This is a genomic window from Streptomyces sp. NPDC002838 (genome assembly GCF_040295365.1).
Lineage (GTDB): Bacteria > Actinomycetota > Actinomycetes > Streptomycetales > Streptomycetaceae > Streptomyces.
In genome coordinates, this window is the sequence record NZ_JBEOVF010000072.1 from 19,000 (window position 1) to 41,317 (window position 22,318).

Consider the following 22,318-nt stretch of genomic DNA (forward strand, 5'->3'; position numbering starts at 1 on the left):
TCAGCCTGTGGGCGGGTCCCGTTAGGGCCCTTCTGATGGATCTCCTTGGCGTCGCGACGCCCGGCACGCTCTGCCACTGCCTTAAGGGCGTGCGCGGTGCCCCCACTCGCCGCACCGCGCGAAAGCCCAAGCAGCGCCTCCCCCACGCTCGGCTTCGCTCGCGTGGGGGGACCCCCATCGAGGGCTTTTGCGCGGCACGCCGAGAGCACGCACCGGACGCCGCTCGTTCCCCACGGAGATCCATCAGAAGGGCCCTAGGCGGGCCGCGTGGCTGGTCTTCCGGCTCCCCATCGCCGGGTGCGGTAGGTGCCCACCAGACGGCAGGCGGCGTAGAGGGTGAACGAGATCGTCGTGACGTAGGGGCTGATGGGGATGGATCCGCCCAGGGCGAGCAGGATGCCGCCCTCGATGGAGACGACCGCGAACAGGACGCTGAGCAGCGGCAGCAGCACCGGTGACGCGGTGACGCGGGCAGCGGCCGCGGCGGGCGTGACGACCAGGGTGAGGACCAGCAGCGCGCCGACGATCTGGACGGACAGGGCGACCGCGAGGCCGAGCACGATCATGAAGGCGAAGGACAGCGCACGCACCGGCACCCCGCGGGCCGCGGCGACGTCCGGGTCGGCGCTGGCGAAGGTCAGCGGACGCCACATGACCGCCAGGGCGAGCAGGACCACGGCGGAGGTGCCGAGCAGCCAGGACATCTGCGGGGTGTCGACGGCGACGATCTGGCCGGTCAGGAGGCCGAACTTATTGGCCGCCCGGCCCTTGTAGAGGGCGAGGAAGAGCACGCCGAGCCCGAGGCCGAACGGCATGATGATGCCGATCACCGAGTTGCGGTCACGGGCGCGTGCGCCCAGGACCCCGATCGCGCCGGCCGCGAGGAGCGAGCCGACGATGGAGCCCGCCACGATGTTCACCTCCATCAGAAGCGCCGCCGACGCGCCCGCGAAGGACAGCTCACTGATGCCGTGCACCGCGAAGGGCAGATCGCGCATGATGACGAAGACCCCGGCCAGACCGCCGACCAGGCCGAGCGCGGCACCGGCGATGAGGGAGTTGCGGACCAGCGCCAGGAGTTCGCCGTAGTTCTCGAAGCTGAAGATCTGCTGCCAGACCCCGTCGGCGAGCGTCATCGGTGTATTTCCTCGGTCTCAGGGGTGTGGTGCGGTGGCGCGGCCGGCTCGTCGGGGGCTCCGACGACCACGACGCGGCCGCGGACACGGACGACGTCTACCTGTGTGCCGTAGAGCCGCGACAGCGACTCGGAGGTCAGGACCTGCTCCGGTGTGCCGACCCGGTGGCCGCCGGGCGCCAGGTACAGCACCCGGTCCACCAGGCCGAGCACCGGGTTGATCTCGTGGGTCACGAAGACCACCGCCGTGCCGTGCGAACGGCGCCTGGTGTCCACCAGTTCGGTGACGGCCCGCTGGTGGTGGAGGTCGAGGGAGAGCAGCGGCTCGTCGCACAGCAGGATCCGCGGATCGGTGGCCAGGGCCTGTCCGATGCGCACGCGCTGCCGCTCGCCACCGGACAGCAGGCCCAGCGGGACATCGGCGTACGCCGAGGCCCCGACCGAGGCGAGGATCTCGTCCACCCGGCGGCGGACGTCGCGGTTGCGCGGGCGTGGCCCGAAGCGGTGCCCGTCGATGCCGAAGCGCACGAGGTCGCGGGCGCGCAGCATCGCCTGCGCGGACAGTTCCGCCTGCTGGGGCACATAACCGAGATGCCGGCCCGCCTCGCGCGGGGGCCGGCCGAGGACCGTCAGCGTCCCGGCGGACAGCGGCTGCCGGCCCAGCAGGGCACGTACGAAGCTGGTCTTGCCCGATCCGTTCGGTCCGAGCACGGCCAGGAACTCCCCGGGCCGCACCTCCAGGTCGAGGCCCCGCCACACCACACGCTCGCCGTACGACAGGGCGGCCCCGCGCAGACTGATCACAGCACCGGTCCCGGATGCCACGGTGGGCCGGCTCACTTGTCCAGCGCGCTCGCGAGCGCGTCGACGTTGGCGGTCATCCAGCCGAGGTAGTCCTTGCCCTCGGGCAGGGTCTCGGTCACCGGCACGACGGGGACGCCGGCCGCCTTGGCCGCGTTCTCGGCCTTCTCGGTCTGCGGGCCGGAGGTCTGCTCGTTGTAGACCAGGGCCTTGACCTGCTTGTCCGTGAACAGCGCGAGGGTGCTCTGCAGGGTCTTCGGGGAGACGTCGTCGCCTTCCTCGACGGCCTCGCTGAACTCCTCGGGCGTCTTGTTCACCAGGCCGCAGGCGTCGAGCATGTACAGCGGCACGGGTTCGGTGATGGCCACTCCCTCGCCGCCGTGGTCCTTCTTGATCCGGGCCTCCTTCGCCTCCAGTGGCTCGAGCTTCGTCTTGAAGGCCTCGGCGTTCTTGGTGAAGGTGGCGGCGTCGTCGGGGTCGGCCTTGCCCAGCGCGGCGGCTATGCGGTCGGCGATCTTGGCGACGGTGGGGAAGTCGTACCAGACGTGCTCGTTGAGCTCGCCGCCCTTCGGGGCGGTCCTGCCGGAGACCTTGACGGCGTTGATCACCTCGGCGGAGGAGTCGCCGCTCTTGAGCATCCGGTCGACGAAGTCGTCGTAGCCGCCGCCGTTCTCGACGACGACCTTCGCCTTGGACAGCGCCAGCTGGTTCTGGGTGTCGGCCTCGTAGGAATGCGGGTCCTGGTCGGGGTCGCTGATGATCGAGGTGACGTCGGCCTTCGCGCCGCCTATCCGCTCGACGATGTCGCCGTAGACGTTCGTGGAGGCGACCACGGTGACCTTGGACGCGGCGGCCGGCTCTCGCGAACCGCTCCCGTCGCCGGAGTCCGACGAGCTGCCACAGCCTGCGAGGAGGGCCAGGGAGGCGCCGGTGATCAGGGCGAGGCGCCGGGACGGGGACGTGGGCATGGGCATGGGTCCTCTACGACGGGTGAGCAGGGGTGTTCCCGAGAGCGGGACCCGGCGCGGGCCGGGCCCGGATCACGCTAGATGGAAACGAATGTCAGAACCATGGCTGGATTCCGACCATGCCCAAACCCTTGCCAACGCTTGACGCCCGCTATGGATTGCGCCACCTGCGGCATCGCTCGTCCTCTGCGCCCGCCGTGCACTCCGGTCAGCTCTGCGGCCGGCTGATGTTGACCATCCAGGGGATGCCGAAGCGGTCGGTGCACATACCGAACACGTCGCCCCACATCTGCCGCTCCAGCGGGACGGAGACGGACCCGTCGGCGGACAGCTTCTCCCAGTAGTCGCGCAGCTCGGTGTCGTCGTCGCCGCTGAGGCTGATCGAGAAGTTGTTGCCGGGCGTATGGTCCATGTCCGGAGGGGTGTCGGCGCCCATCAGGGTGAAGCCGCTCGGGGTCTCCAGCATGCCGTGCATGATCTTGTCGGCCTCCGGGCTGTCCGCCTGGCCGAACTCCGCGTAGGTGTTGAGGGACAGAGTGCCGCCGAAGACCTCCCTGTAGAACTCCATCGCCTGCCGGGCGTCGCCGCCGAAGCTCAGGTAGGGGTTGAGGCGCGAAGCCATGAGACCTCCCGGAGTGGGGCAAATGTTCTGATCTATGCGGATCATTATCCGAAGGGCGGATGGTTCTGTCTTCCGCTTCGGCCCCGCTCCGGCGACGTCAGGGTTCCGTCATCTTTTTCGGGGGCCGCGACGGCCGCCCGCCCCGTTGAATAGGGCAGAGACAGGAACTCACAGGAAGCAGGACGGGAATGGGGCGCATGCGGAAGGTGCTGGGCGGACCGTGGGGCATCGGAGTGCTGGTGGTCGCCGTCGTCGGCGTCGGCTTCGGGCTCTACTGGTTCCAGCCGTGGAAGCTGTGGCAGGACGAGACCGTGGACGAGGCCCTGCCCGGCGTCGTAGAGGCCGCCGAGCCTCCCGAGGCGGCTCCCGAGGCGGCTCCCGAGGCGGCTCCCGAGGCGGCGCCTTCCGCGAGCCCTTCCGCGTCGCCCTCCGGGCCGCGGACGCTGGCCGGCGGTGAGCTGATCAGCCACGAGCACGCGACGTCGGGCTCGGTCAAGCTCGTACGGCTGGCCGACGGCTCCCACGTCGTCCGGCTGGAGAACCTCGACACCAGCAACGGGCCGGACCTGCGCGTGTGGCTCACCGACGCGCCGGTGAGGGAGGGGCAGGCCGGCTGGCACGTCTTCGACGACGGGGAGTACGTCAGTCTCGGCAAGCTCAAGGGCAACAAGGGCAGCCAGAACTACGCCGTGCCCGCCGACATCGACCCCGCCCGCTACAGCAGCGTCAGCATCTGGTGCGACCGTTTCGACGTCTCCTTCGGCGCCGCCGAGCTCGCCCGGGCCTGACGCCGGTGCGTGGCACGGCCGGTCCGCTCACGGACGTCGCCGCCCGCATTCCGTGAGTCTGCGTTCGAGGTCGCGCAGGTCCTTCGCGAGGGACGAGCGGACCTGGCGGGCCAGGAGCGGCGCCGCCAGCCGGAAGAAGCCACCCGGGCCGCCCCGGACCCGGATGCGGACCAAAGCCCCGTCCGGGTGCGGGGCGAAGGCATACGTGACGTGCATCGGCATCGGGCCCGCCACGGACACCATGTCCAGCAGCCGGGTCGGCTCGTACGCGGCCACGCGCAGGACGTAGTCGATGCGTCGGCCCAGGAAGTACGCCGTCCGGGTGACCTCGGCGCCGACACCGAAGCCGCCGTCGTCGTCCGCCTCGCGGGTCAGCTCCGCCGTACGGATGCCCTGGGTCCACTCGGCGTCGTGCCGCCAGTCCGTGGCATACTCCGCCACTTGCTCGGGCGGCAGCGGGATCACGCGCTGCGCGGACACGTCGATCGTCACGGTGGTGCCGCCTTGTCCTCGTACCGGGTCCGCGGGGGATCCGGGGTTCACCCTGTTTGTATCCAGGATCCGCGCGAGGGCCGGCGAGCGCGCGGCACGCGGTAGGGGCGGGGCCGCCACTGGCGCTGCCGGCCGCGTTCATGCGTCGGGACGGGTCCCCTCGCAGTCTCCCTATGCTCGCTCGCGCGAACAGCGATCCCGCTGACAGCGAACCGGGGAGAGGGACACCTTGATAGAGAAGCTACGCACCTGGTTCGGCGGCCGGCAGACACCGAGAGACGTTCCGCCGGACACCGGATCGACCCGGTATGTGGAACGAATGGCCGCTCGGATGATCAAGCTCGTCACGTCCCGCGCGGGCGTGGCCGGCAACCTGCCCGAGATCCGTGCCATCGGGCAGCGCCTGCACGACCGCAGTGGCGTGGACAGAATGCGGGACCTGCTCTTCGAGGTCGGCGAGACCCACAAGCGCCCAGACCTGGAACGCACGATCGAGCAGGCATGGGACGGCATCGGCGACTGGCAGGCCTGACACGGCGCTCGGGCACGGCGCACGTCGAGTCGTGCCGGATACGCCGACGCCAGTACGCGCGGTTACTCCCGCTGTCAGACGTCCTCACCGGCCCCCGCACGGCACGGTGAGTCACGTGAAACTAAGCCGTCCCGCTCGCCGGGCTTCCCTCGTCGTCCATGTGGCCGCCTCCGCGAGCTGGCTCGGGCTCACGCTCGGGCTGCTCGCACTCGGGGCCACCGCCGCCACCACCGGGTCCGCGGTGACCGTGGAGGCCTCCGTCCGCGCCATGAAGCTCTTCGCCGACTGGCTCCTTCTCCCCGTCGCGTTCCTCACCCTCCTCAGCGGCCTGGCGCTGTCCCTCGGCACCCCGTGGGGACTGGCGAGGCACCGATGGGTCTACACGAAGTTCTGGCTGACCCTGGCCACGACCACCGCCACGGTCTTCGCACTGCGCCCCGGGGTGAACTCCGCGGTCGCCGCCGTCGCCGCGGGCGCTCCGCTGCCCGACGCCGGCGAGGTGCTGTTCGGGCCGATCGTCTCGCTGTCCGCCTACGTCTTCATGACGGTGATCTCCGTCCTCAAGCCTTGGGGGCTGACTCGGCGTGGCCGCAACCTGCGCATGTCCGCCCGCGGGTCGGTGGCTGCCGAACGCGCCCGTCAGACCGCCTGAGCTGCGGGTCGGCTGCGCCGGGCCGGTTCTGTCGGCCCTCGCTCAGCCGGCCCGCAGTACGTCGAGCGAGGTGAGTGCCACGTGCAGTTCGGTGCGCTGTTCGCCGGCTTCGAGGTCGCGGTCGAGCAGGCGCTCGATGGTGCGCAGGCGTTGGTAGACGGTCTCCCGGGACAGGTTGCCACGGCGTGCGGCGATCGTCTTGTTGCCTGCCGCGTCCAGGTAGTGGCGCAGGGTCGTCAGCAGGTCGGTGCCGTGTCGCGTGTCATGGTCGATGAGCGGCCCGAGTTGACGCTCGGCGTACTCCTGGATCCGGGTGTCCTCGCGGAGCGCGTACAGCAGATGGCGCAGGCCGATGTCGGTCAGTTCGTGGAAGGACCTGCCCTCGGGGAGGGGCTGACCGGGCAGGACGGCCTCGATGACGCGCGCCGCCTGACGGAAGGAGCGGGCGGCGTCGGAGAGGTCCGCCACCTCGGAACCGACGCTCACGACCACCTCCGGGCTCAGGTCCAGCGCGGTGCGGCTCAGCCGCTCCACCACGGGCCGCCAGGGCTGCGCGGGGCGCAGGGCCAGCAGGATGCCGAGGCGGCCGGGCGCCAGTCGGCCGACGAGTGCCGGGACGCCCCCGGTGTGCAGCTCCTGGGACAGGCGGGCCTCCGTCTCGGAGTCACCGTCCTCCGTGCGGGTTTCCACGAGTACGGCGAGGAAGATGCCGCCCTCCGTGGGCAGGCCCAGCGCCGCGAAGCGGGCGCGGGCGTCCTCGGGGGAGCGGTGCCGCCGCTCGGCGAGATCACGCAGGGCGCTCCGGTGCGCGGTGCGTTCCCAGGGTGTGGGGTGGATCAGGCGGGCGATGGTGAGGGACATCGCCGTCCTCTCCAGGACGGTGACGTCCTCGTGTCCGAAGGCCACGGAGGGCAGCATCACCACGCGCCCCCAGCGTTCGCCCTGGTACTCCACGGGTGCCACGAGCCAGCTCTCCGGGCCCCGGACCTCCGTGTGGTCGCCGGTCGGGGTCGCCCTGGAGCGGCGTTCCCAGTCGGTCAGCGCCTCCTCCACCGTCGTGCCCGAGGGTTCGCAGATCAGCGCCTGGTGGACCAGGTTCTCCAGAACGACCGTACGGCCGCTCGTCTCCGCCGCGGCACGCACCACGTCCTCCGGGCCCGCGCCGCGCAGCGTCAGCGTGGTGAACGCCTCGTGGATCCGCTGGGTCCTGCGCATCGCGTCCGCCTGGTTGCCGAGGATGAGCGCATGGACGACCTGGGTGACCTCCAGGAAGTTGACGTCCTTGGACAGGGTGACGAGCGGGAGGCCGCGGGCGTGGCACGCCTGGACGAGGGTGTCGGGCGGGCGGTGGTAGCGCCGTACGAGCTCGATGACCAGGGCGGCGGCACCCACGTCCGCGAGTTCGTCGACGTAGCGGCGGACACCCGCCGGGTCCTCGGGCAGGGGCATGCCGGTGGTCAGGACGAGTTCGCCGCCCTTGAGGAACGAGGCGGGGTCCGTCAGCTCGGTGATGTGGACCCAGCGGACCGGCCGGTCGAGACGGGTGACGCCGGTGACGACCTGCGGCCGGCCCGCGGCGAGGACCGGGAGGGCCAGGACGTCGGCCACGGTGGGCGCGCGGCTGGTCGCGGCGGCCTCGTGATCGTCGGTGACCGGCGGAGCAGACGCATCGACGTTCTCGCTCATGGTGCCTCCCTGCGTGCCCGGGCACTGTGACAAGCGCGGTTGACCTGCGCAAGAGCGACCTTAGGGCCGCCGTCGCGGCCCCGACCCCGCCGCCGCGCCCGGGACGGTTGACACAACGTCCGAACACGACGGCCGAGCTGGACAGATCAGGCGTTGTCGCCGACCCGATGGACCGGGATGCTCGAGATGCCGGAGTAGACGACAACGCATGGGCCGGGAGACGAACATGACCGCACTGTCGCCGCACCTTCGCCAGGCCACGCCCGTGGTGGCGGTCCGGGGCGAGGGCGTCCACCTCTACGGTGAGGACGGCCGCCGCTACCTGGACTTCACCGCCGGGATCGGCGTCACCAGCACCGGGCACTGCCACCCCAAGGTCGTGGCCGCCGCACAGGAACAGGTGGGCTCGCTCATCCACGGCCAGTACACGACGGTCATGCACCAGCCGCTGCGGCGCCTGGTCGACAAGCTCGGCGAGGTGCTTCCCGCCGGCCTGGACAGCCTGTTCTTCACCAACTCCGGCAGCGAGGCCGTCGAAGCCGCGCTGCGGCTGGCCCGCCAGGCCACCGGCCGGCCGAACGTCCTGGTCTGCCACGGCGGCTTCCACGGCCGGACCGTGGCCGCCGCCTCCATGACCACCTCCGGCACCCGCTTCCGCTCCGGCTTCTCGCCGCTGATGAGCGGCGTGGTCGTCACCCCCTTCCCGACGGCCTACCGGTACGGCTGGGACGAGGACACCGCCACCCGCTTCGCCCTGAAGGAGCTCGACTACACGCTCCAGACGATCTCCTCGCCCGCCGACACCGCCGCGGTCATCGTCGAGCCGGTGCTCGGCGAGGGCGGCTATGTGCCCGCGACCCGCGCCTTCCTCGAAGGGCTGCGGGAGCGCGCGGACCGCCACGGCTTCCTGCTGATCCTGGACGAGGTGCAGACCGGCGTGGGCCGCACCGGCCGGTTCTGGGGGCACGACCACTTCGGCGTCACGCCCGACATCCTGATCACCGCCAAGGGGCTGGCCAGCGGGTTCCCGATCTCCGGCATCGCCGCCTCCGAGGAGTTGATGCGCAAGACGTGGCCCGGCTCGCAGGGCGGTACCTACGGCGCCAACGCGGTGGCGTGCGCCGCGGCCTGCGCCACGCTCGACGTCGTACGCGACGAGAAGCTCGTCGAGAACGCCGACGCGATGGGGGCCCGGCTGCGGCAGGGGCTGGAGGCGGTGGCCGACCGGACGCCGGCCATCGGGGACGTACGGGGCCTGGGACTGATGCTGGCCTCCGAGTTCGTCACCGAGGACGGCGGCCCCGACCCCGAGACCGCCGCCCGTGTGCAGCGGGCCGCCGTCGACCAGGGCCTGCTCCTGCTGCTGTGCGGGGCCTGGAACCAGGTCGTGCGGATGATCCCGGCGCTCGTCATCGACGAGACGGGCGTGGACGAGGGCCTCCAGGCGTGGGCCGCCGCGGTGGACGCCGGCACCTCGGGAGCGTCGGAGCGATGACGGACGCACCCGCGGCCGTGGCCCGGCTGGTCGCCCGGCTGGCCGAGACCGCACCCGGTCTGCGGGTGGAGACCGGCCCGGGCCCCACCGGCCCGTATGCCTACGACGCCTCCAACTACCGCGTCCCACCGCGGGCCGTGGCCTTCCCACGTACCACCGACGACGTGTGCGCGGTGCTGCGCGCCTGCGAGGAGACGGGCGTCGCGGTCACCGCTCGCGGCGGTGGCACCAGCATGGCGGGCAACGCGGTCGGGCCGGGCGTCGTCCTGGACTTCTCCCGGTACATGAACCGGATCCTGGACATCGACGCGGAGGCGCGCACCGCGCGCGTCGAGGCCGGCGTGGTCCTCGACGCACTGCGGGACGCGGCCGGCGAGTACGGGCTCACCTTCGGCCCGGACCCGTCCTCGCACAGCCGCTGCACCCTCGGCGGCATGATCGGCAACGACGCGTGCGGGAACCGGTCGGTGCGGGACGGGCGGACCAGCGGCCACATCGAGGCCCTGGAGCTCGTGACGGCCGACGGTGTGCGGGCCGTCGCCGACCGCTCCGGGCTGCGTGCCGCCGAGCCGGGCGACGCGGACGCCGTGCGGAGCGTCGCCCGGCTCGAAGCGGACGTACGGCGCCTGATCGACGGCAACCTGGCGCTGATCCGCACCGAGCTGGGCCGCATCCCGCGCCAGGTCTCCGGTTACCAGCTGCACCACCTGCTGCCCGAGCACGGCTTCGACGTGGCCCGCGCCCTGGTCGGCACCGAGGGCACGTGCGCGGTCGTGACAGCTGCGAAGGTGCGCCTGATCGCCACCGCGCCGGCCTCGGCGCTGCTGGCCCTCGGCTACGACGACGTCGTCGACGCGGCCGAGGACGTCCCGGAGATCCTGCGCTGGTCGCCCAGCGCCGTGGAGGGCATGGACGAGGCGATCGTCGCCACCATGCGCGCCCGCCGCGGCCCCGACTCCGTCACCGGGCTGCCGGAGGGCCGCGCCTGGCTCTACGTCGAACTCGACGGCGACGACGAGGTATCGGTCACCGCCCGCGCCGCCGAACTGCTCGACGCGCTCAAGGCCCAGGGCCGGATGACCGGTGGACGGGTCGTCGAGAGCGCGGCCGAACGGCGCTCTTTGTGGCGGGTCCGCGAGGACGGGGCCGGACTCGCCGCCCGCCTCGTGGACGGCGGGGAGTCCTGGCCCGGCTGGGAGGACTCGGCGGTGGCCCCCGAGAATCTGGCCGCCTACCTGCGGGACTTCCGCAAGCTCCTGGCCGACCACGGGCTGACGGGCGTGATGTACGGGCACTTCGGCGCGGGGTGCGTCCACGTGCGCATCGACTTCGACTTCGCCACGGACGCCGGCCGGGCCGCCGCCCGCCGCTTCCTCACCGAGGCGGCCTCACTGGTCGTCGAGCACGGCGGCACGCTGTCGGGCGAGCACGGCGACGGACGCGCCCGCAGCGAGCTGCTGGAGGTCATGTACAGCCACCGGATGATCCGGACGTTCGCCGCCTTCAAGGAGATCTTCGATCCCGAAGGGCTGCTCAACCCCGGTGTCATCGTGGCCCCGGCCGCCCTCGACACCGACCTGGCGCTGCACCGGATCGAGCCGCTCGACACGGTGTTCACCTTCCCGCACGACGAGGACGGTTTCGCGGGCGCGGCCCGCCGCTGCGTGGGCGTCGGCCGCTGCCGCAGCGACGCGGGTGGCGTGATGTGCCCCAGTTACCGGGCCACGGGGGAGGAGAACGACTCGACCCGGGGCCGGGCCCGCATGCTCCAGGAGATGGTGCGCGGCGACACCGTCCAGGACGGCTGGCGCTCGACGGAGGTCCGTGACGCGCTCGACCTGTGTCTGTCCTGCAAGGCGTGTTCCAGCGACTGCCCGGTCGGCGTCGACATGGCCACGTACAAGGCGGAGTTCCTGCACCAGCACTACAAGGGCAGGATCAGGCCACGCTCCCACTACTCGCTGGGCTGGCTGCCGCTGACCTCCGCGCTCGCCGGATACGCCGCCCGCCCGCTGAACACGCTGCTGCGCGGACCGGTCGGCAGACTCCTCGCGCGGCTCGGGGGCGTGACCACCCAGCGCACGATCCCGGCCTTCGCCTCCCGGCGCGCCCTGCGCAAGGTCCTGCGCGCGTCGAAGACGGGGGAACCGTCGAAGGCGCTGTTCTTCGTCGACAGTTTCACCCGCGCCTTCCGCCCCCGGGTGGCGGGTGCCGTCGGCCGCGTGCTCGCCGACGCCGGTATCCCCACCACCGCGCAGGACGGGCTGTGCTGCGGTCTGACCTGGGTCAGCACCGGTCAGCTGTCGGTCGCCCGCCGCGTGATGGCGCGCACGGTCGCCCACCTCGACAACGGCGACGACCGGCCGATCATCGTGGCCGAGCCCAGCTGCGCCGCCGCCCTCAAACGCGACGTACCCGAACTGCTCGGCACCGAGGCCGCCGCTCGCGTCGCGGCCCGCGTCCACACCTTCACCGGGGCCCTGACCGACCTCGCCGAACCGGGCTGGACCCCGCCGCCGCTGCCCGAGAACGTGGTGCTGCAGACGCACTGCCACGAGTACGCCACCTTCAAGGGCCGTCGCCCCGCAGACCTGCTGCGCCGGCTCGGCGTACGCAAGGTCGACGAGGCCGAGGGCTGCTGCGGACTCGCCGGGAACTTCGGATTCGAGGAGCAGCACTACGACACCTCGATGGCCGTCGCCGACCTGGCCCTCAAACCCCGCCTCGAAGGCATCGACGAGACCGCGCGGACCGCCGTCGTGGCCGACGGCTTCAGCTGTGCCACCCAGATCGACCACCTCACCGGTGACCGGGACATCCGCGCCCTGCATCTCGCCGAACTTCTCGACCCCGCCGCCGATCGACCAGGAGAGACATCATGACCGAGGTACTGAACCAGTTGTTCATCGGCGGTGCCTGGGTGGACGCCGTGGACGGCGCCACCATGCCCGTCGACGACCCCGCGACCGGCGAGATCCTCTGCCGCGTCGCCGACGCGGGCCCGAAGGACGCCCGGCTCGCGGAGGACGCGGCCGTCGAGGCGCAGGCGGAGTGGGCCCGTACGGCGCCCCGGGCGCGCAGCGAGATCCTGCGCCGCGCGCACGAGATCATCCTCGACCGCACCGACGAGCTCGCCCACCTGATGACGTCCGAGATGGGCAAGCCGCTCGCCGAGGCCAGGGGAGAGGTGGCGTACGCGGCCGAGTTCTTCCGCTGGTTCTCCGAGGAGGCCGTCCGCATCGACGGCGGCTACGGCACCCTGCCCGACGGACGCAACCGCATGCTGCTCTCCCGCCGCCCGGTCGGCCCCTGCCTGCTGATCACCCCGTGGAACTTCCCGCTGGCCATGGGCACCCGCAAGATCGGCCCCGCGATCGCGGCGGGCTGCACGGTGATCCTCAAGCCGGCCCCGCAGACCCCCCTCTCCAGCCTCGCGCTGGCCGGAATCCTGAAGGAGGCCGGGCTGCCGGACGGCGTACTGAACGTCGTGACCACCTCCCGGGCGGGGGAGGTGTGCGAACCGCTGTTGCGCGGCGGCCGGATCCGCAAGCTGTCGTTCACCGGCTCCACGCAGGTCGGGCGGCTGCTGCTCGCCCAGTGCGCCGACACGGTCGTACGCACCTCCCTGGAGCTGGGTGGCAACGCGCCTTTCATCGTCTTCGACGACGCCGACCTGGACACGGCCGTGGACGGGGCGATGGTGGCCAAGATGCGCAACATGGGTGAGGCGTGCACCGCCGCCAACCGCTTCTTCGTCCACCGGTCGGTGGCGGAGGAGTTCGGGCGGCGGCTCGCCGAGCGGATGGGTGCGCTCGTCGTGGGCCCCGGCACCCGGGGCGGGGTCGACGTCGGCCCGCTGATCGACGCGGCCGGGCGTGCCAAGGTCGAGGAACTGGTCGCCGACGCGGTGGAGCGCGGCGCCCGGGTGCTCGTCGGCGGCCGTACCCCAGAGGGCCCGGGCTGCTTCTACCCGCCCACCGTGCTCACCGACGTCGCCCCGGACAGCCGCCTGATGGACACGGAGATCTTCGGACCCGTGGCCGCGATCCTCACCTTCGACGACGAGGACGAGGTCGTCCACCGTGCCAACGACACCCCGTGGGGCCTGGTCGGCTACCTGTTCACCGAGGGCCTGGACCGCGCCCTTCGCATCAGCGAACGGTTGGAGGTCGGGATGGTCGGCCTGAACACGGGGCTCGTCTCCAACCCGGCCGCACCCTTCGGCGGCGTCAAGCAGTCCGGGCTCGGCCGCGAGGGCGGCCGGGTCGGGATCGACGAGTTCCTGGAGTATCAGTACCTCGCGGTGCCCGTGCGATGACGGCGGCGGTCCTGCCCTGACATACGCCCCATCGCGCACCGCGCGGGCGACCCCGTGCCCGGCCTTCCCCGGCCGGGCACGGGGTCACGGTTGTCGCGGCCGGGGAGTGCAGTTCCGACACTTTGGAGGTAGAACACGATGGCGAGACCCCTGCCGAGGAAGAGGCGTGGGAGCGCGTCCGCGCGGCCTACGTGGAGCAGCAGCCGCTGCTGAACCTGAACAACGCGGCCGTGAGCCCGCCGCCGCGAGTCGTCGAGCAGGCGGCGATCGACGCCTTTCGGCTGGTCAGCCAGAACCCCGACCGCAACATGTGGAGCAAGCTCGATACGGCCTTGCCCGAGATCAAGGCGGAACTGGCGGAGCTGATCGACTGCGACCCCGGTGAGATCGCGCTGAACCGGAACTCCACCGAAGGCCTGTGCACGGCGATCTTCGGCATCCCGCTGACCGCGGGCGACCGGGTCGTGATCTCGCACTGGGACGCCTGCACTACCCGAGCGTCCGCGCCGCCTGGCTGCAGCGCCAGGAACGCGAGGGCATCGAGGTGGTCACCGCCGACTTCGACCTCATGGACAGCGACGACGACATCTTCGAGGCGTACGCGGCGGTCCTGACCCCGCGCACCCGCGTGCTGCAGCTGACCCACATGTCCCACTGGACGGGACGCGTCCTGCCGGCCGAGCGGCTGTGCCGTCTGGCCAAGGACAACGGCACCCTCACCGTGCTGGACGGCGCCCAGACGTTCGCGCAGATGCCGGTGAGCTTCCGTGACCTGGACTGCGACTTCTTCGTGACCAGCCTGCACAAGATGGGCGCGCCGGTGGGCAACGGCATGCTGGTGGTCCGGGAGGCAGTCATCGACCGTACGTGGCCGCTGCTCGCCCCCTTCGATCCGCCGCCCTTGCGCGTCGACAAGTTCGACCACTGGAATCCCGGCACGTACAACTCGGCCCTGCAGGCGGGCATCCTGCCGGCCGCGCGTCTCCACCGGGAGATCGGCGTCCGAGCCGTCCACGCGCGGCTGCGGGAGCTCACCCGGTACTGGGTGGACCGCGCCTGCGAGATCCCCGGGTTGCACACGCCGCTGGACACCGAGAGCCTGGGCGCGGTGAGCCTCTTCTCGATCGACGGCCTGGACGCCAGGACCGTGGAACACGAGCTCCGGGAGAACCATCGCGTCCACGTGAAGTACCGGGAAGTTCGCCATCTGAGCGGGCTTCGGGTGTCACCGCACATCTCCCTGCGCAAGAGCGAGCTCGACCGCTTTGTGGAGGCCCTCGCGGAAGTGGTCGAAAAAATGTGCGCCACCGGCCGCTGAATTCTTCGGTCCTGCGCTCAGTCCGCCGCCTGGAAGTGTGGTCGTAGGGCGAAGGCGGCTGCGGATCCGGCAGGCGCGCTGTCGCTGCCCGGCGGAAAACGCGGCTGTTGTCCGGCCCGGGGCAGCCTTCAGCCCAGGTGGCGGGCGGTGATTCCCGCCGCGGTATCGGTCACCAGCCGCCCCAGCTCCGCCAGCCGGACGGGGTCGAAACGGGAGTCGGGCAGGGAGACTGCCACGGCGGCAAGTGGCATGCCGTCGCCGTCCAGGACGGGTGCCGCGATGGCGCAGACACCCGGGCGGTACTGGTTGTGGTTGACGGCGTATCCGCGGTCTCTGACGCGACGCAGCTCCGCGCGCAGCTCCACCGGGTCGGTGATGGTCTCCTCGCCGTAGCCCTCGAGTGTGCCCGCCGCCAACTCGTCGACCTCGGACTTCGGCAGATGAGCGAGGACCGCGTGCCCCGTGGCGGTGGCGTGCAGGGGGGAGGTGTCGCCGATGGTGTGGAAGGTCCGTACGGCGTGGTCGCAGTCGACGCGGTCCACCACGACCATGCACTGCAGGGCGTCCGGCACCGACAGGTGGATGGTCTCGTTCAGCGCGTCGCGGAGCAGGACCATGGGCTCGCGGGCGGCGGCGAACAGGCTGGATCCCTGTAGGGCGGCGGGTCGTACGGCCAGGACGCGCGCGCCGATCTCCCAGCGGGTGGTGTCCCTGCGGTTGGCCCGCAGCCAGCCCGCCTGGTTGAGCGTGACCAGGGTGCGCTGCACGGTCGACTTGGGCAGCCCGAAAATCTTCGTCAGTTCGCCCACGGTCACCGGCTGATGCTGCGCCACAGCCTCCAGGATGCGCAGCGACCTGGTCACGCTCTTCATCTCCATCGGGCCCCCTCACTTCCACGGATTCGTCCTGCTCACCTTCTGACTCGCTTCCGGAGTCGCAGGCATGCTCATGTCGTGCCGGATTCTAGCATGACGTTCCACAATGCGGCACGACCCTGATGGTCCGGCAGTCGGGCCGGCGTCGAAGAGTGGTGCGGATCCGATGCCCCGCAGCCAGCGCCTGACGGTGGTCGCGCCCTGAACGCGCCGTGCCGTGCTCTGTGAGGCGTCACCCTGTGCCCGGTACCTCCCCCGGCCGGGCACAGGGCCGGCTGGGCCTGCCGTGGAACGCGCCAAGGGCCGGCTCCCTTGCGTGGGAACCGGCCCTTGCTGATGCGGGGCCGAGTTCGGGCCGCCGCTTCGTACTCAGGCGCCCAGGCGGCGCCCCGTGATCTCCGCGGCCGTGTCGGCGACGAGGCGGCCCCACGCGGGCAGCTTGTCCGCGTCGTACCGGGAATCGGGCATGGAGATGGCCACCGTGGCCAGCGGCGTGCCGTCCTCGTCGAGGACGGGTGCGGCGATGGCGCAGACGTCCGGCCGGTACTGGTTGCGGTTGACCGCGTAGCCGTCGGTGCGGATCCGGTGCAGCTCGGCGCGCAGTTCCTCGGGCTCGGCCGGTGTCGTCGCGCTGTAGCGCTCCAGGCCCTGCGCGATGAGCTCCTCGACGTCCTGCTTCGGCAGATGGGCGAGAACGGCGCGCCCGGTGGCGGTGGCGTGCAGGGGGGAGGTGTCGCCGATGGCGTGGAAGGTCCGTACGGCGTGGTCGCAGTCGACGCGGTCCACCACGACCATGCACTGCAGGGCGTCCGGCACCGACAGGTGGATGGTCTCGTTCACCTTGTCCCTCAGCCGCACCATGGGCTCGCGGGCGGCGGCGAACAGGCTGGATCCCTGCAGGGCGGCGGGTCGTACGGCCAGGACGCGCGCGCCGATCTCCCAGCGGGTGGTGTCCCTGCGGTTGGCCCGCAGCCAGCCCGCCTGGTTGAGCGTGACCAGGGTGCGCTGCACGGTCGACTTGGGCAGTCCGAAGAGCTTCGTCAGCTCCCCGACGGTCACCGGCTGATGCTGGGCGACCGCTTCCAGGATGCGCAGCGATCTCGTGACGCTCTTCATTTCCATCCGATTTCCCCCTGTTAATCCTCGGAATTCCCTGCAGACACCCTCTTGACTCCCCTCCGTGCCACTGTCATTCTCTGTGCCAGATTCTAGCACAGCATTCCACAATGTGGCACGGCTCCACGGAAGAGCACGAAGAAGTGAGCCGGAACCCCGAGACCCCGGACGGATGCGAGCAGTGGGTCCCCCAGAACCCAGGCCCCCGCCCAGACCCTCTCGAATCGAACAGCCTCGCGTCGGGGCCCAGCATGCGCCCCGGCGATACGAAAGGAAAGCCCTGTGTCAGCTGCCAGGAAGCGCGTCGCCGTCGTCGGCGTCGGAACGATGGGCAGCCAGGCCGCCTGGCGCCTGGCGGCCCGTGGAGCCGAGGTGGTCGGGTACGACCGCTTCGCCCCGGGCCACGACCGCAGCGCCGCCGGCGGCGAGACCCGGATCTTCCGCAGCGCGCACTTCGAGGACTCCCGGTACGTGCCGCTGCTCCAGCACGCCGACGCCCTGTGGGAGCAGCTCCAGCAGGACACCGGCCGCGAGCTGCGTCGGCTGACCGGGTGCCTGCTGATGGGGCCGACCGAGCACCACCAGATGGCCACCGTGCTCGAGTCGATCGCCGAGCACGGCCTGGACCACGAGGTCCTCGACGCCGAGGCGCTCGCCAAGCGCTTCCCGCAGTTCCGCATCGAGGACGGCGACGCGGCCGTGCTCGACCGCCGCGCGGGCTTCATCCGTCCCGAGCTGACGATCCAGACCGCCGCCCGCCGCGCCGAGGAGCTCGGCGCCCGCATCCACCGCTACACCACGGTCCGCGAGATCGTGCCCGCTGCGAACGGTGTCGAGATCCGCACCGACGCGGGCAGCGAGCACTTCGACACCGCCGTCGTCACCCCCGGCCCGTGGGTGAACGACCTGCTCCCGGACCTGCCGTGGGAGGTGGACATCCGCCGCCTCATCAGCGCCTGGTACGTGCCCACCACGGACGCCTGGTTCGGCGAGGAGCGCCCGGCGTTCATCCGTACCGCCCCGACCCACTGCTACGGCCTGCCCTCCCCGGACGGCGTCTCCGTCAAGCTCGGCCTCTCCCGCGCCCTGCACCGCCCGGCCGGCGACCCGAACCAGCTGGACCGGACCGTCGCGCCGGAAGAGCTGGAGATCTTCACCGAGCTGATCGGCAGGTACATGCCGGACCTGAACCCCGACCCGACCCGGCTCTCCGTCTACATGGAGGGCTACACCGAGAGCAGCCGCCCCCTGGTCGGCCCGCTGCCGGGCGCCGACAACGTCGTACTGCTCGCCGGCTTCTCCGGCCACGGCTTCAAGCTCTCGCCCGCCTTCGGCGACATAGCGGCCGACCTGGCGCTCGACGGCACCTCGCCCCAGCCCATCGACTTCGTCTCGACCCTCGACCGGACGGAAGCGTGACGACGATGATCACGAACGCCCCCCTCTCCGTCGGCACGCTGAGCGCCGAGCCCGGCAGCAAGACCCGCGGCACCCTGCCCGCAGACCTGGGCACTCTCACCGTCGACATCCCGCTCACCCTCGTCAACGGCACCCGCCCCGGTCCCCGCGTTCTCATCACGGCCGGTGTGCACGGCGGCGAGTTCACCGGCATCGACGCGGCCACCCGGCTCGCGGCCCTGCTGGAGCCGGGCGAGGTGCACGGGCAGGTCGTCGTCTGCCCCGTCGCGAACCCCCCGGCCGTCTACCAGGGACGCCTCGGTGTCTCCCCGCTCGACGGGGTGAACATCAACCGGGTGTTCCCCGGCGATCCGGACGGCAGCCCCACCGAGCGGATGGCCGCCTGGCTGTTCGAGAACCTGCTCGCCGGTGCCGACGCCTACCTCGACCTGCACTCCGGCGGCATCGACGAGGTCCTGAAGGACTTCGTCGGCTACCGCCTCACCGGCGATCCCGAACTGGACGCGAAGACCGCGGACATGGCCGGTGCCCTCGGCATCGAGGACGTCATCTTCGGAATGAACGCCGAGGGCGGAAACAGCCACGCGGCAGCCGCCCGTCAGGGCGTCCCGGCGATCCTCGTGGAGACCGGCCAACTCGGCGAACGCGACGCGGCCACCGCCCGTCGTCTCGTCGAGGGTTTGCGTGGGGTCCTGGGTCGGCTCGGCGTCCTGGACACCAAGCCCCAGCACGACACAGCCGTCCGCGCATGGGTCTGGGCCGCCGGTGTCACCGCCGAGGCGACCGGCCTGTGGTACCCGGAGTTCAGCGTCGGCGACGACGTGACGGAGGGCCAGGTCCTCGGCCGCGTCATCGACCCGGCCGACAGCACCGAGCACAAGGTCCACGCCCCGGCCACCGGGCGGATCTTCTACGGCATGCGCGGCCTGACCGTCGCCCCCGGCGCCGAACTGGCCGCCATCGCCGCCCCCGCGCCGCGGGACCCCGGCCACTGAGCCCCCAACCCCCAAAGCCCCCCGCACGACAAGAACGAGATACCGCACCCCAGCACCCCCACGCAGATCCCCTCCCCTCTCTCCTCGTACCGCATCCCCAGGAGGCCCCGGTGAAAGATGTCCGGATAGACCGCAGAGTGTTCCTTCGCGGAGTCGGTGGCGTCGCGGCAGGCATCGCCGCAACGTCGCTCACCGCCTGCGGCACCGGCAGCAGCCGGTCCGTCGACAGCGGCGGCAAGAGTTCCAAGACGCTCGTCGTCCGCGACAGCGGCGGCACCTACGGCGAGGCCAACCAGAAGGCCATCTACGAGCCGTTCACCAAGGAGACCGGCATCCAGGTCAAGGTGCTGAACATCGGGTACGCCCAGATGCTCGCCCAGATCAAGCAGGGCCGCCCGCAGTTCGACGTGATCGACGACTCGATGGCCGACTACATCCTCTTCAAGAAGGAGGGTGCCACCGAGGAGCTGGACTTCGACCGGCTGAAGAACTTCAAGAACTCCGGCATCGCCAAGAGCCTCGTGACCTCCAACGCGGTGGGCAAGAACTACTGGGCCAGCGTGATGGCGTACCGAACGGATGCGTTTGGGGGGAAGAAACCTTCCTCCTGGGCCGACTTCTGGGACACCGGATCGTTCAAGGGCAACCGTGCCCTCCAGGCGCTGGACGCCGACTACCCGGAGCTGGAGTTCGCCCTCCTCGCCGACGGCGTGCCGCTGGACAAGCTCTACCCGCTCGACGTGGACCGGGCCTTCAAGGTCCTCGACGAGATCAAGGGCTCCGTCCGGAAGTTCTGGGACACCGGCGCGCTGCCCGGCGTGCTCCTGGGCCGTAAGGAGGTCGTCGCCTCCAGCGTGTGGCACGGCCGCCTCGATGCGCTGATCAAGGGTGGCGCCCCGCTCGCCTACCAGTGGAACGGCGCCCGCCGGCAGAGCAACGGGTGGGGCATCCCCAAGGGCACCTCCAACCTGGATGCCGCCTACCAGCTCATCGACTTCTCGCTGCGGCCCGACGTCCAGGCGGCCTACGCCGAGCTCTACCCCATGGCCCCCGTCGTGCCCGCCGCCTACAAGAAGCTCTCCCCAACCGTCGCCGGGAACCTGGTCAGCTCCCCCGAGCACCTGGAGTCCGGCTTCGACCTGGACGTCGAGTGGTGGATCAAGAACCAGGACGCCGTGTCCAAGCGCTGGCAGGAGTGGACGCATGCCTGAGATCGACCTGATGCCCTCGCGGACCGCGCCGGCGCCGGCGACCGGCACCGGAAAGCCCTTGTCCGTGACGCGGCTTCGCAAGACCTACGGCGGCGTCACCGCCGTCGACGAGGTCTCCATGGAGATCGCCGCTGGCGAGTTCGTCACCTTCCTGGGGTCATCCGGCTCCGGCAAGACCACCACCCTGATGATGATCGCCGGGTTCTGCGAGCCCGACTCCGGCAGCATCGTCGTGGGCGGCAACGACGTGACCCGCCTGGCCCCGCAGAAGCGCGGCCTGGGCTTCGTCTTCCAGCAGTACCTGCTCTTCCCGCACATGACGGTGTGGGAGAACGTCGCCTTCCCGCTGCAACTGCGCGGCGTACCGAAGGCGGAGCTGCGCCGCCGGGTCGGCGAGACGCTGGAGATGGCCGGCCTGTCCGGCATGGCCCGCCGCCGTCCGCGCGAGTTGTCCGGCGGCCAGCAGCAGCGCGTGGCCCTGTGCCGGGCATTGGTCTACCGGCCGCCGGTCATCCTCATGGACGAGCCGCTCGGCGCCCTCGACAAGAAGCTGCGCGACCAGCTCCAGACCGAGATCAAGCGCATCCAGCAGGAACTCGGCCTGACTGTCATCTATGTGACGCACGATCAGGAGGAGGCCCTCGTCCTGTCCGACCGGATCGCGGTCATGCGGGAGGGGCTGATCGACCAGTTCGACACCCCGCAGGAACTCTTCGAGCGTCCCCGTACCCCGTTCGTCGCCGACTTCCTCGGCGCCGCCAACTTCCTCCCGGGCCGCCTGGAGGAGCAGACGGCGGACCACACCCTCGTGCGGCTCGACACGGGTGGTCTGCTCACCGCTCGCCCGCAGGCCGTGGCGGACGGTGCGCGGGTACGGGCCGCGGTCCAGCCCGGCCGGCTCGCGTTGTGTCCGCCCGACGACGGGTTCTGTACCGGGACCGTCGAGACCGTCACCTACGTCGGCACGCTGGTACGCGTCACGGTTCGCCCCGTCGGCGGTGCGGCCGCCGAACTCGTACGCCTGGAGCTGCCCGCCGGACGCGCCCCCGCACTCGGCGAACGCGTCGGTCTCACCGCGGACCCCGCCAACGTCAGTGTTTTCCCTGACGTGCTCCCCGACCCGGAACACCGGGGGTGAGAACCGTGGCCGTACTTGCTCCGGTACCGAGCTCCGCCGCTCCAGTGCCCCACAAGAAGCGACGGAACCGCGTTTCGCTGTCCGACCGGCGCACCCGCTTCGGACTGCTCAACGCCACCCCCGTCATCGTCTACCTCCTGATCCTCTTCGTCTATCCGATCTTCAGCACCCTGATGCTGAGCCTCAAGGGCGAGAGCGGCGGCTTCACCCTCCACTGGTACGCCGACGCCTTCCGCGGCGCCAACCTGGAGATCCTGCTCACCACCCTGCGGATCTCCGCCGAGACCTCCCTGCTCAGCCTGGTCGTCGGCTTCGCGCTGGCCTCCGCGATCTCCCGGCTCAAGCCGCTGTGGGCGGGACTGGCGATGCTGGTGGTGGTCGTCCCGCACTTCATCAGCGCGCTCGTGCGCACCTACGGCTGGATCATCCTGCTCGGTGAACACGGCGTAGTGAACAACGCTCTGACGGACCTTCACTTCCCCGGCACCCCCTTCCAGTTGCTCTACAACGAGATCGGCGTCGTCATCGGCACCACCGCCGTGATGCTGCCGTACACCGTCCTGCTGCTGTACGCCGTGATGAAGGGCATCGACCGACGGCTGCTCGCCGCCGCGGCCAGCATGGGTGCCGGACGGATCACCATTTTCCGTCGCGTCTACGTCCCCCTGGTGGCCCCCGGCCTGGTCAACGCCGGCGTGCTGTGCTTCATCCTCTGCCTCGGCTACTACCTCACGCCCGCCCTGATGGGCGGCGAGAA

General features: G+C 71.1%; 21 protein-coding genes. 13 read left to right on the forward strand and 8 right to left on the reverse strand.

The genetic code is table 11. From position 1 onward, the window contains the following. Nucleotides 1–254: 254 nt before the first annotated feature. The 4 genes from ABT063_RS46225 to ABT063_RS46240 form a co-directional block, all read right to left on the reverse strand. Nucleotides 255–1,136: a metal ABC transporter permease gene (locus tag ABT063_RS46225; protein ID WP_351067195.1), complete on the reverse strand. Its 882-nt coding sequence runs from the start codon at nt 1,134–1,136 to the stop codon at nt 255–257. After that, nucleotides 1,133–1,960: a metal ABC transporter ATP-binding protein gene (locus ABT063_RS46230; protein ID WP_502991028.1), complete on the reverse strand. Its 828-nt coding sequence runs from the start codon at nt 1,958–1,960 to the stop codon at nt 1,133–1,135. The genes ABT063_RS46225 and ABT063_RS46230 overlap by 4 nt, the downstream gene beginning before the upstream one ends. 11 nt (nt 1,961–1,971) lie before the next feature. After that, nucleotides 1,972–2,904: a metal ABC transporter solute-binding protein, Zn/Mn family gene (locus ABT063_RS46235; RefSeq protein ID WP_351067196.1), complete on the reverse strand. Its 933-nt coding sequence runs from the start codon at nt 2,902–2,904 to the stop codon at nt 1,972–1,974. Between the two features lie 208 nt (nt 2,905–3,112). Continuing rightward, entirely contained in the window at nt 3,113–3,526 is a 414-nt protein-coding gene (locus ABT063_RS46240; protein WP_351067198.1) for a VOC family protein, read from the reverse strand. A gap of 188 nt (nt 3,527–3,714) precedes the next feature. On the opposite strand from ABT063_RS46240, the gene ABT063_RS46245 reads away from it, so the two are divergent. Further along, the gene (locus ABT063_RS46245) at nt 3,715–4,314 is read left to right on the forward strand and encodes a DM13 domain-containing protein (RefSeq protein ID WP_351067199.1); all 600 of its coding nucleotides are present in this window, start codon (nt 3,715–3,717) and stop codon (nt 4,312–4,314) included. 27 nt (nt 4,315–4,341) lie between these two features. Here ABT063_RS46245 and ABT063_RS46250 read toward each other — a convergent pair whose 3' ends face one another. Continuing rightward, the gene (locus ABT063_RS46250) at nt 4,342–4,806 is read right to left on the reverse strand and encodes an SRPBCC family protein (RefSeq protein WP_351067201.1); all 465 of its coding nucleotides are present in this window, start codon (nt 4,804–4,806) and stop codon (nt 4,342–4,344) included. A 331-nt stretch (nt 4,807–5,137) separates the two neighbouring features. Between ABT063_RS46250 and ABT063_RS46255 the strand changes: the two genes are divergently transcribed. Together ABT063_RS46255 and ABT063_RS46260 are read left to right on the forward strand one after the other, a co-directional pair. Next, entirely contained in the window at nt 5,138–5,338 is a 201-nt protein-coding gene (locus ABT063_RS46255) for a hypothetical protein (RefSeq protein ID WP_351067202.1), read from the forward strand. A 115-nt stretch (nt 5,339–5,453) separates the two neighbouring features. After that, nucleotides 5,454–5,990, forward strand: a complete 537-nt coding sequence (locus tag ABT063_RS46260; protein ID WP_351067203.1) for a DUF2269 domain-containing protein — start codon at nt 5,454–5,456, stop codon at nt 5,988–5,990. 42 nt (nt 5,991–6,032) lie between these two features. Here the strand turns inward: ABT063_RS46260 and ABT063_RS46265 are convergent, their stop codons facing one another. After that, nucleotides 6,033–7,676, reverse strand: a complete 1,644-nt coding sequence (locus ABT063_RS46265; protein ID WP_351067204.1) for a PucR family transcriptional regulator — start codon at nt 7,674–7,676, stop codon at nt 6,033–6,035. A 226-nt stretch (nt 7,677–7,902) separates the two neighbouring features. Here ABT063_RS46265 and ABT063_RS46270 point away from each other — a divergent pair, with 226 nt between their 5' ends. The 5 genes from ABT063_RS46270 to ABT063_RS46290 all read left to right on the forward strand — a co-directional run bounded on the left by ABT063_RS46270 (nt 7,903) and on the right by ABT063_RS46290 (nt 14,807). Further along, nucleotides 7,903–9,171: an aspartate aminotransferase family protein gene (locus ABT063_RS46270; RefSeq protein ID WP_351067205.1), complete on the forward strand. Its 1,269-nt coding sequence runs from the start codon at nt 7,903–7,905 to the stop codon at nt 9,169–9,171. Next, nucleotides 9,168–12,053 (forward strand): FAD-binding and (Fe-S)-binding domain-containing protein, encoded by a 2,886-nt coding sequence (locus ABT063_RS46275; RefSeq protein WP_351067207.1) that lies wholly within the window; start codon nt 9,168–9,170, stop codon nt 12,051–12,053. The genes ABT063_RS46270 and ABT063_RS46275 overlap by 4 nt, the downstream gene beginning before the upstream one ends. Further along, nucleotides 12,050–13,489 carry an NAD-dependent succinate-semialdehyde dehydrogenase gene (locus ABT063_RS46280; protein ID WP_351067208.1) on the forward strand — a complete coding sequence of 480 codons (1,440 nt, stop codon included), beginning with the start codon at nt 12,050–12,052 and terminating at the stop codon, nt 13,487–13,489. The genes ABT063_RS46275 and ABT063_RS46280 overlap by 4 nt, the downstream gene beginning before the upstream one ends. 122 nt (nt 13,490–13,611) lie before the next feature. Then, nucleotides 13,612–14,103, forward strand: a complete 492-nt coding sequence (locus ABT063_RS46285; protein WP_351067222.1) for an aminotransferase class V-fold PLP-dependent enzyme — start codon at nt 13,612–13,614, stop codon at nt 14,101–14,103. After that, nucleotides 14,004–14,807, forward strand: coding sequence for an aminotransferase class V-fold PLP-dependent enzyme (locus tag ABT063_RS46290; protein WP_351067220.1), 804 nt, complete (start codon nt 14,004–14,006; stop codon nt 14,805–14,807). The genes ABT063_RS46285 and ABT063_RS46290 overlap by 100 nt, the downstream gene beginning before the upstream one ends. A 128-nt stretch (nt 14,808–14,935) precedes the next feature. Here the strand turns inward: ABT063_RS46290 and ABT063_RS46295 are convergent, their stop codons facing one another. Next, nucleotides 14,936–15,679: an IclR family transcriptional regulator gene (locus tag ABT063_RS46295; RefSeq protein ID WP_351067221.1), complete on the reverse strand. Its 744-nt coding sequence runs from the start codon at nt 15,677–15,679 to the stop codon at nt 14,936–14,938. A 372-nt stretch (nt 15,680–16,051) separates the two neighbouring features. Continuing rightward, nucleotides 16,052–16,798 carry an IclR family transcriptional regulator gene (locus ABT063_RS46300; RefSeq protein ID WP_351067209.1) on the reverse strand — a complete coding sequence of 249 codons (747 nt, stop codon included), beginning with the start codon at nt 16,796–16,798 and terminating at the stop codon, nt 16,052–16,054. 282 nt (nt 16,799–17,080) lie between these two features. On the opposite strand from ABT063_RS46300, the gene solA reads away from it, so the two are divergent. The 5 genes from solA to ABT063_RS46325 all read left to right on the forward strand — a co-directional run. Beyond that, the gene (solA, locus tag ABT063_RS46305; RefSeq protein ID WP_351067211.1) at nt 17,081–18,217 is read left to right on the forward strand and encodes an N-methyl-L-tryptophan oxidase; all 1,137 of its coding nucleotides are present in this window, start codon (nt 17,081–17,083) and stop codon (nt 18,215–18,217) included. Between the two features lie 5 nt (nt 18,218–18,222). After that, nucleotides 18,223–19,212 (forward strand): succinylglutamate desuccinylase/aspartoacylase family protein, encoded by a 990-nt coding sequence (locus tag ABT063_RS46310; protein WP_351067212.1) that lies wholly within the window; start codon nt 18,223–18,225, stop codon nt 19,210–19,212. A 137-nt stretch (nt 19,213–19,349) separates the two neighbouring features. Beyond that, complete coding sequence (locus tag ABT063_RS46315; RefSeq protein ID WP_351067213.1) at nt 19,350–20,423, forward strand: ABC transporter substrate-binding protein; 1,074 nt, start codon at nt 19,350–19,352, stop codon at nt 20,421–20,423. Continuing rightward, entirely contained in the window at nt 20,416–21,561 is a 1,146-nt protein-coding gene (locus ABT063_RS46320; RefSeq protein ID WP_351067215.1) for an ABC transporter ATP-binding protein, read from the forward strand. The genes ABT063_RS46315 and ABT063_RS46320 overlap by 8 nt, the downstream gene beginning before the upstream one ends. A gap of 44 nt (nt 21,562–21,605) precedes the next feature. Further along, nucleotides 21,606–22,318, forward strand: a 713-nt coding sequence (locus tag ABT063_RS46325) for an ABC transporter permease (protein WP_351067216.1), incomplete at its 3' end; no start/stop codon positions are given.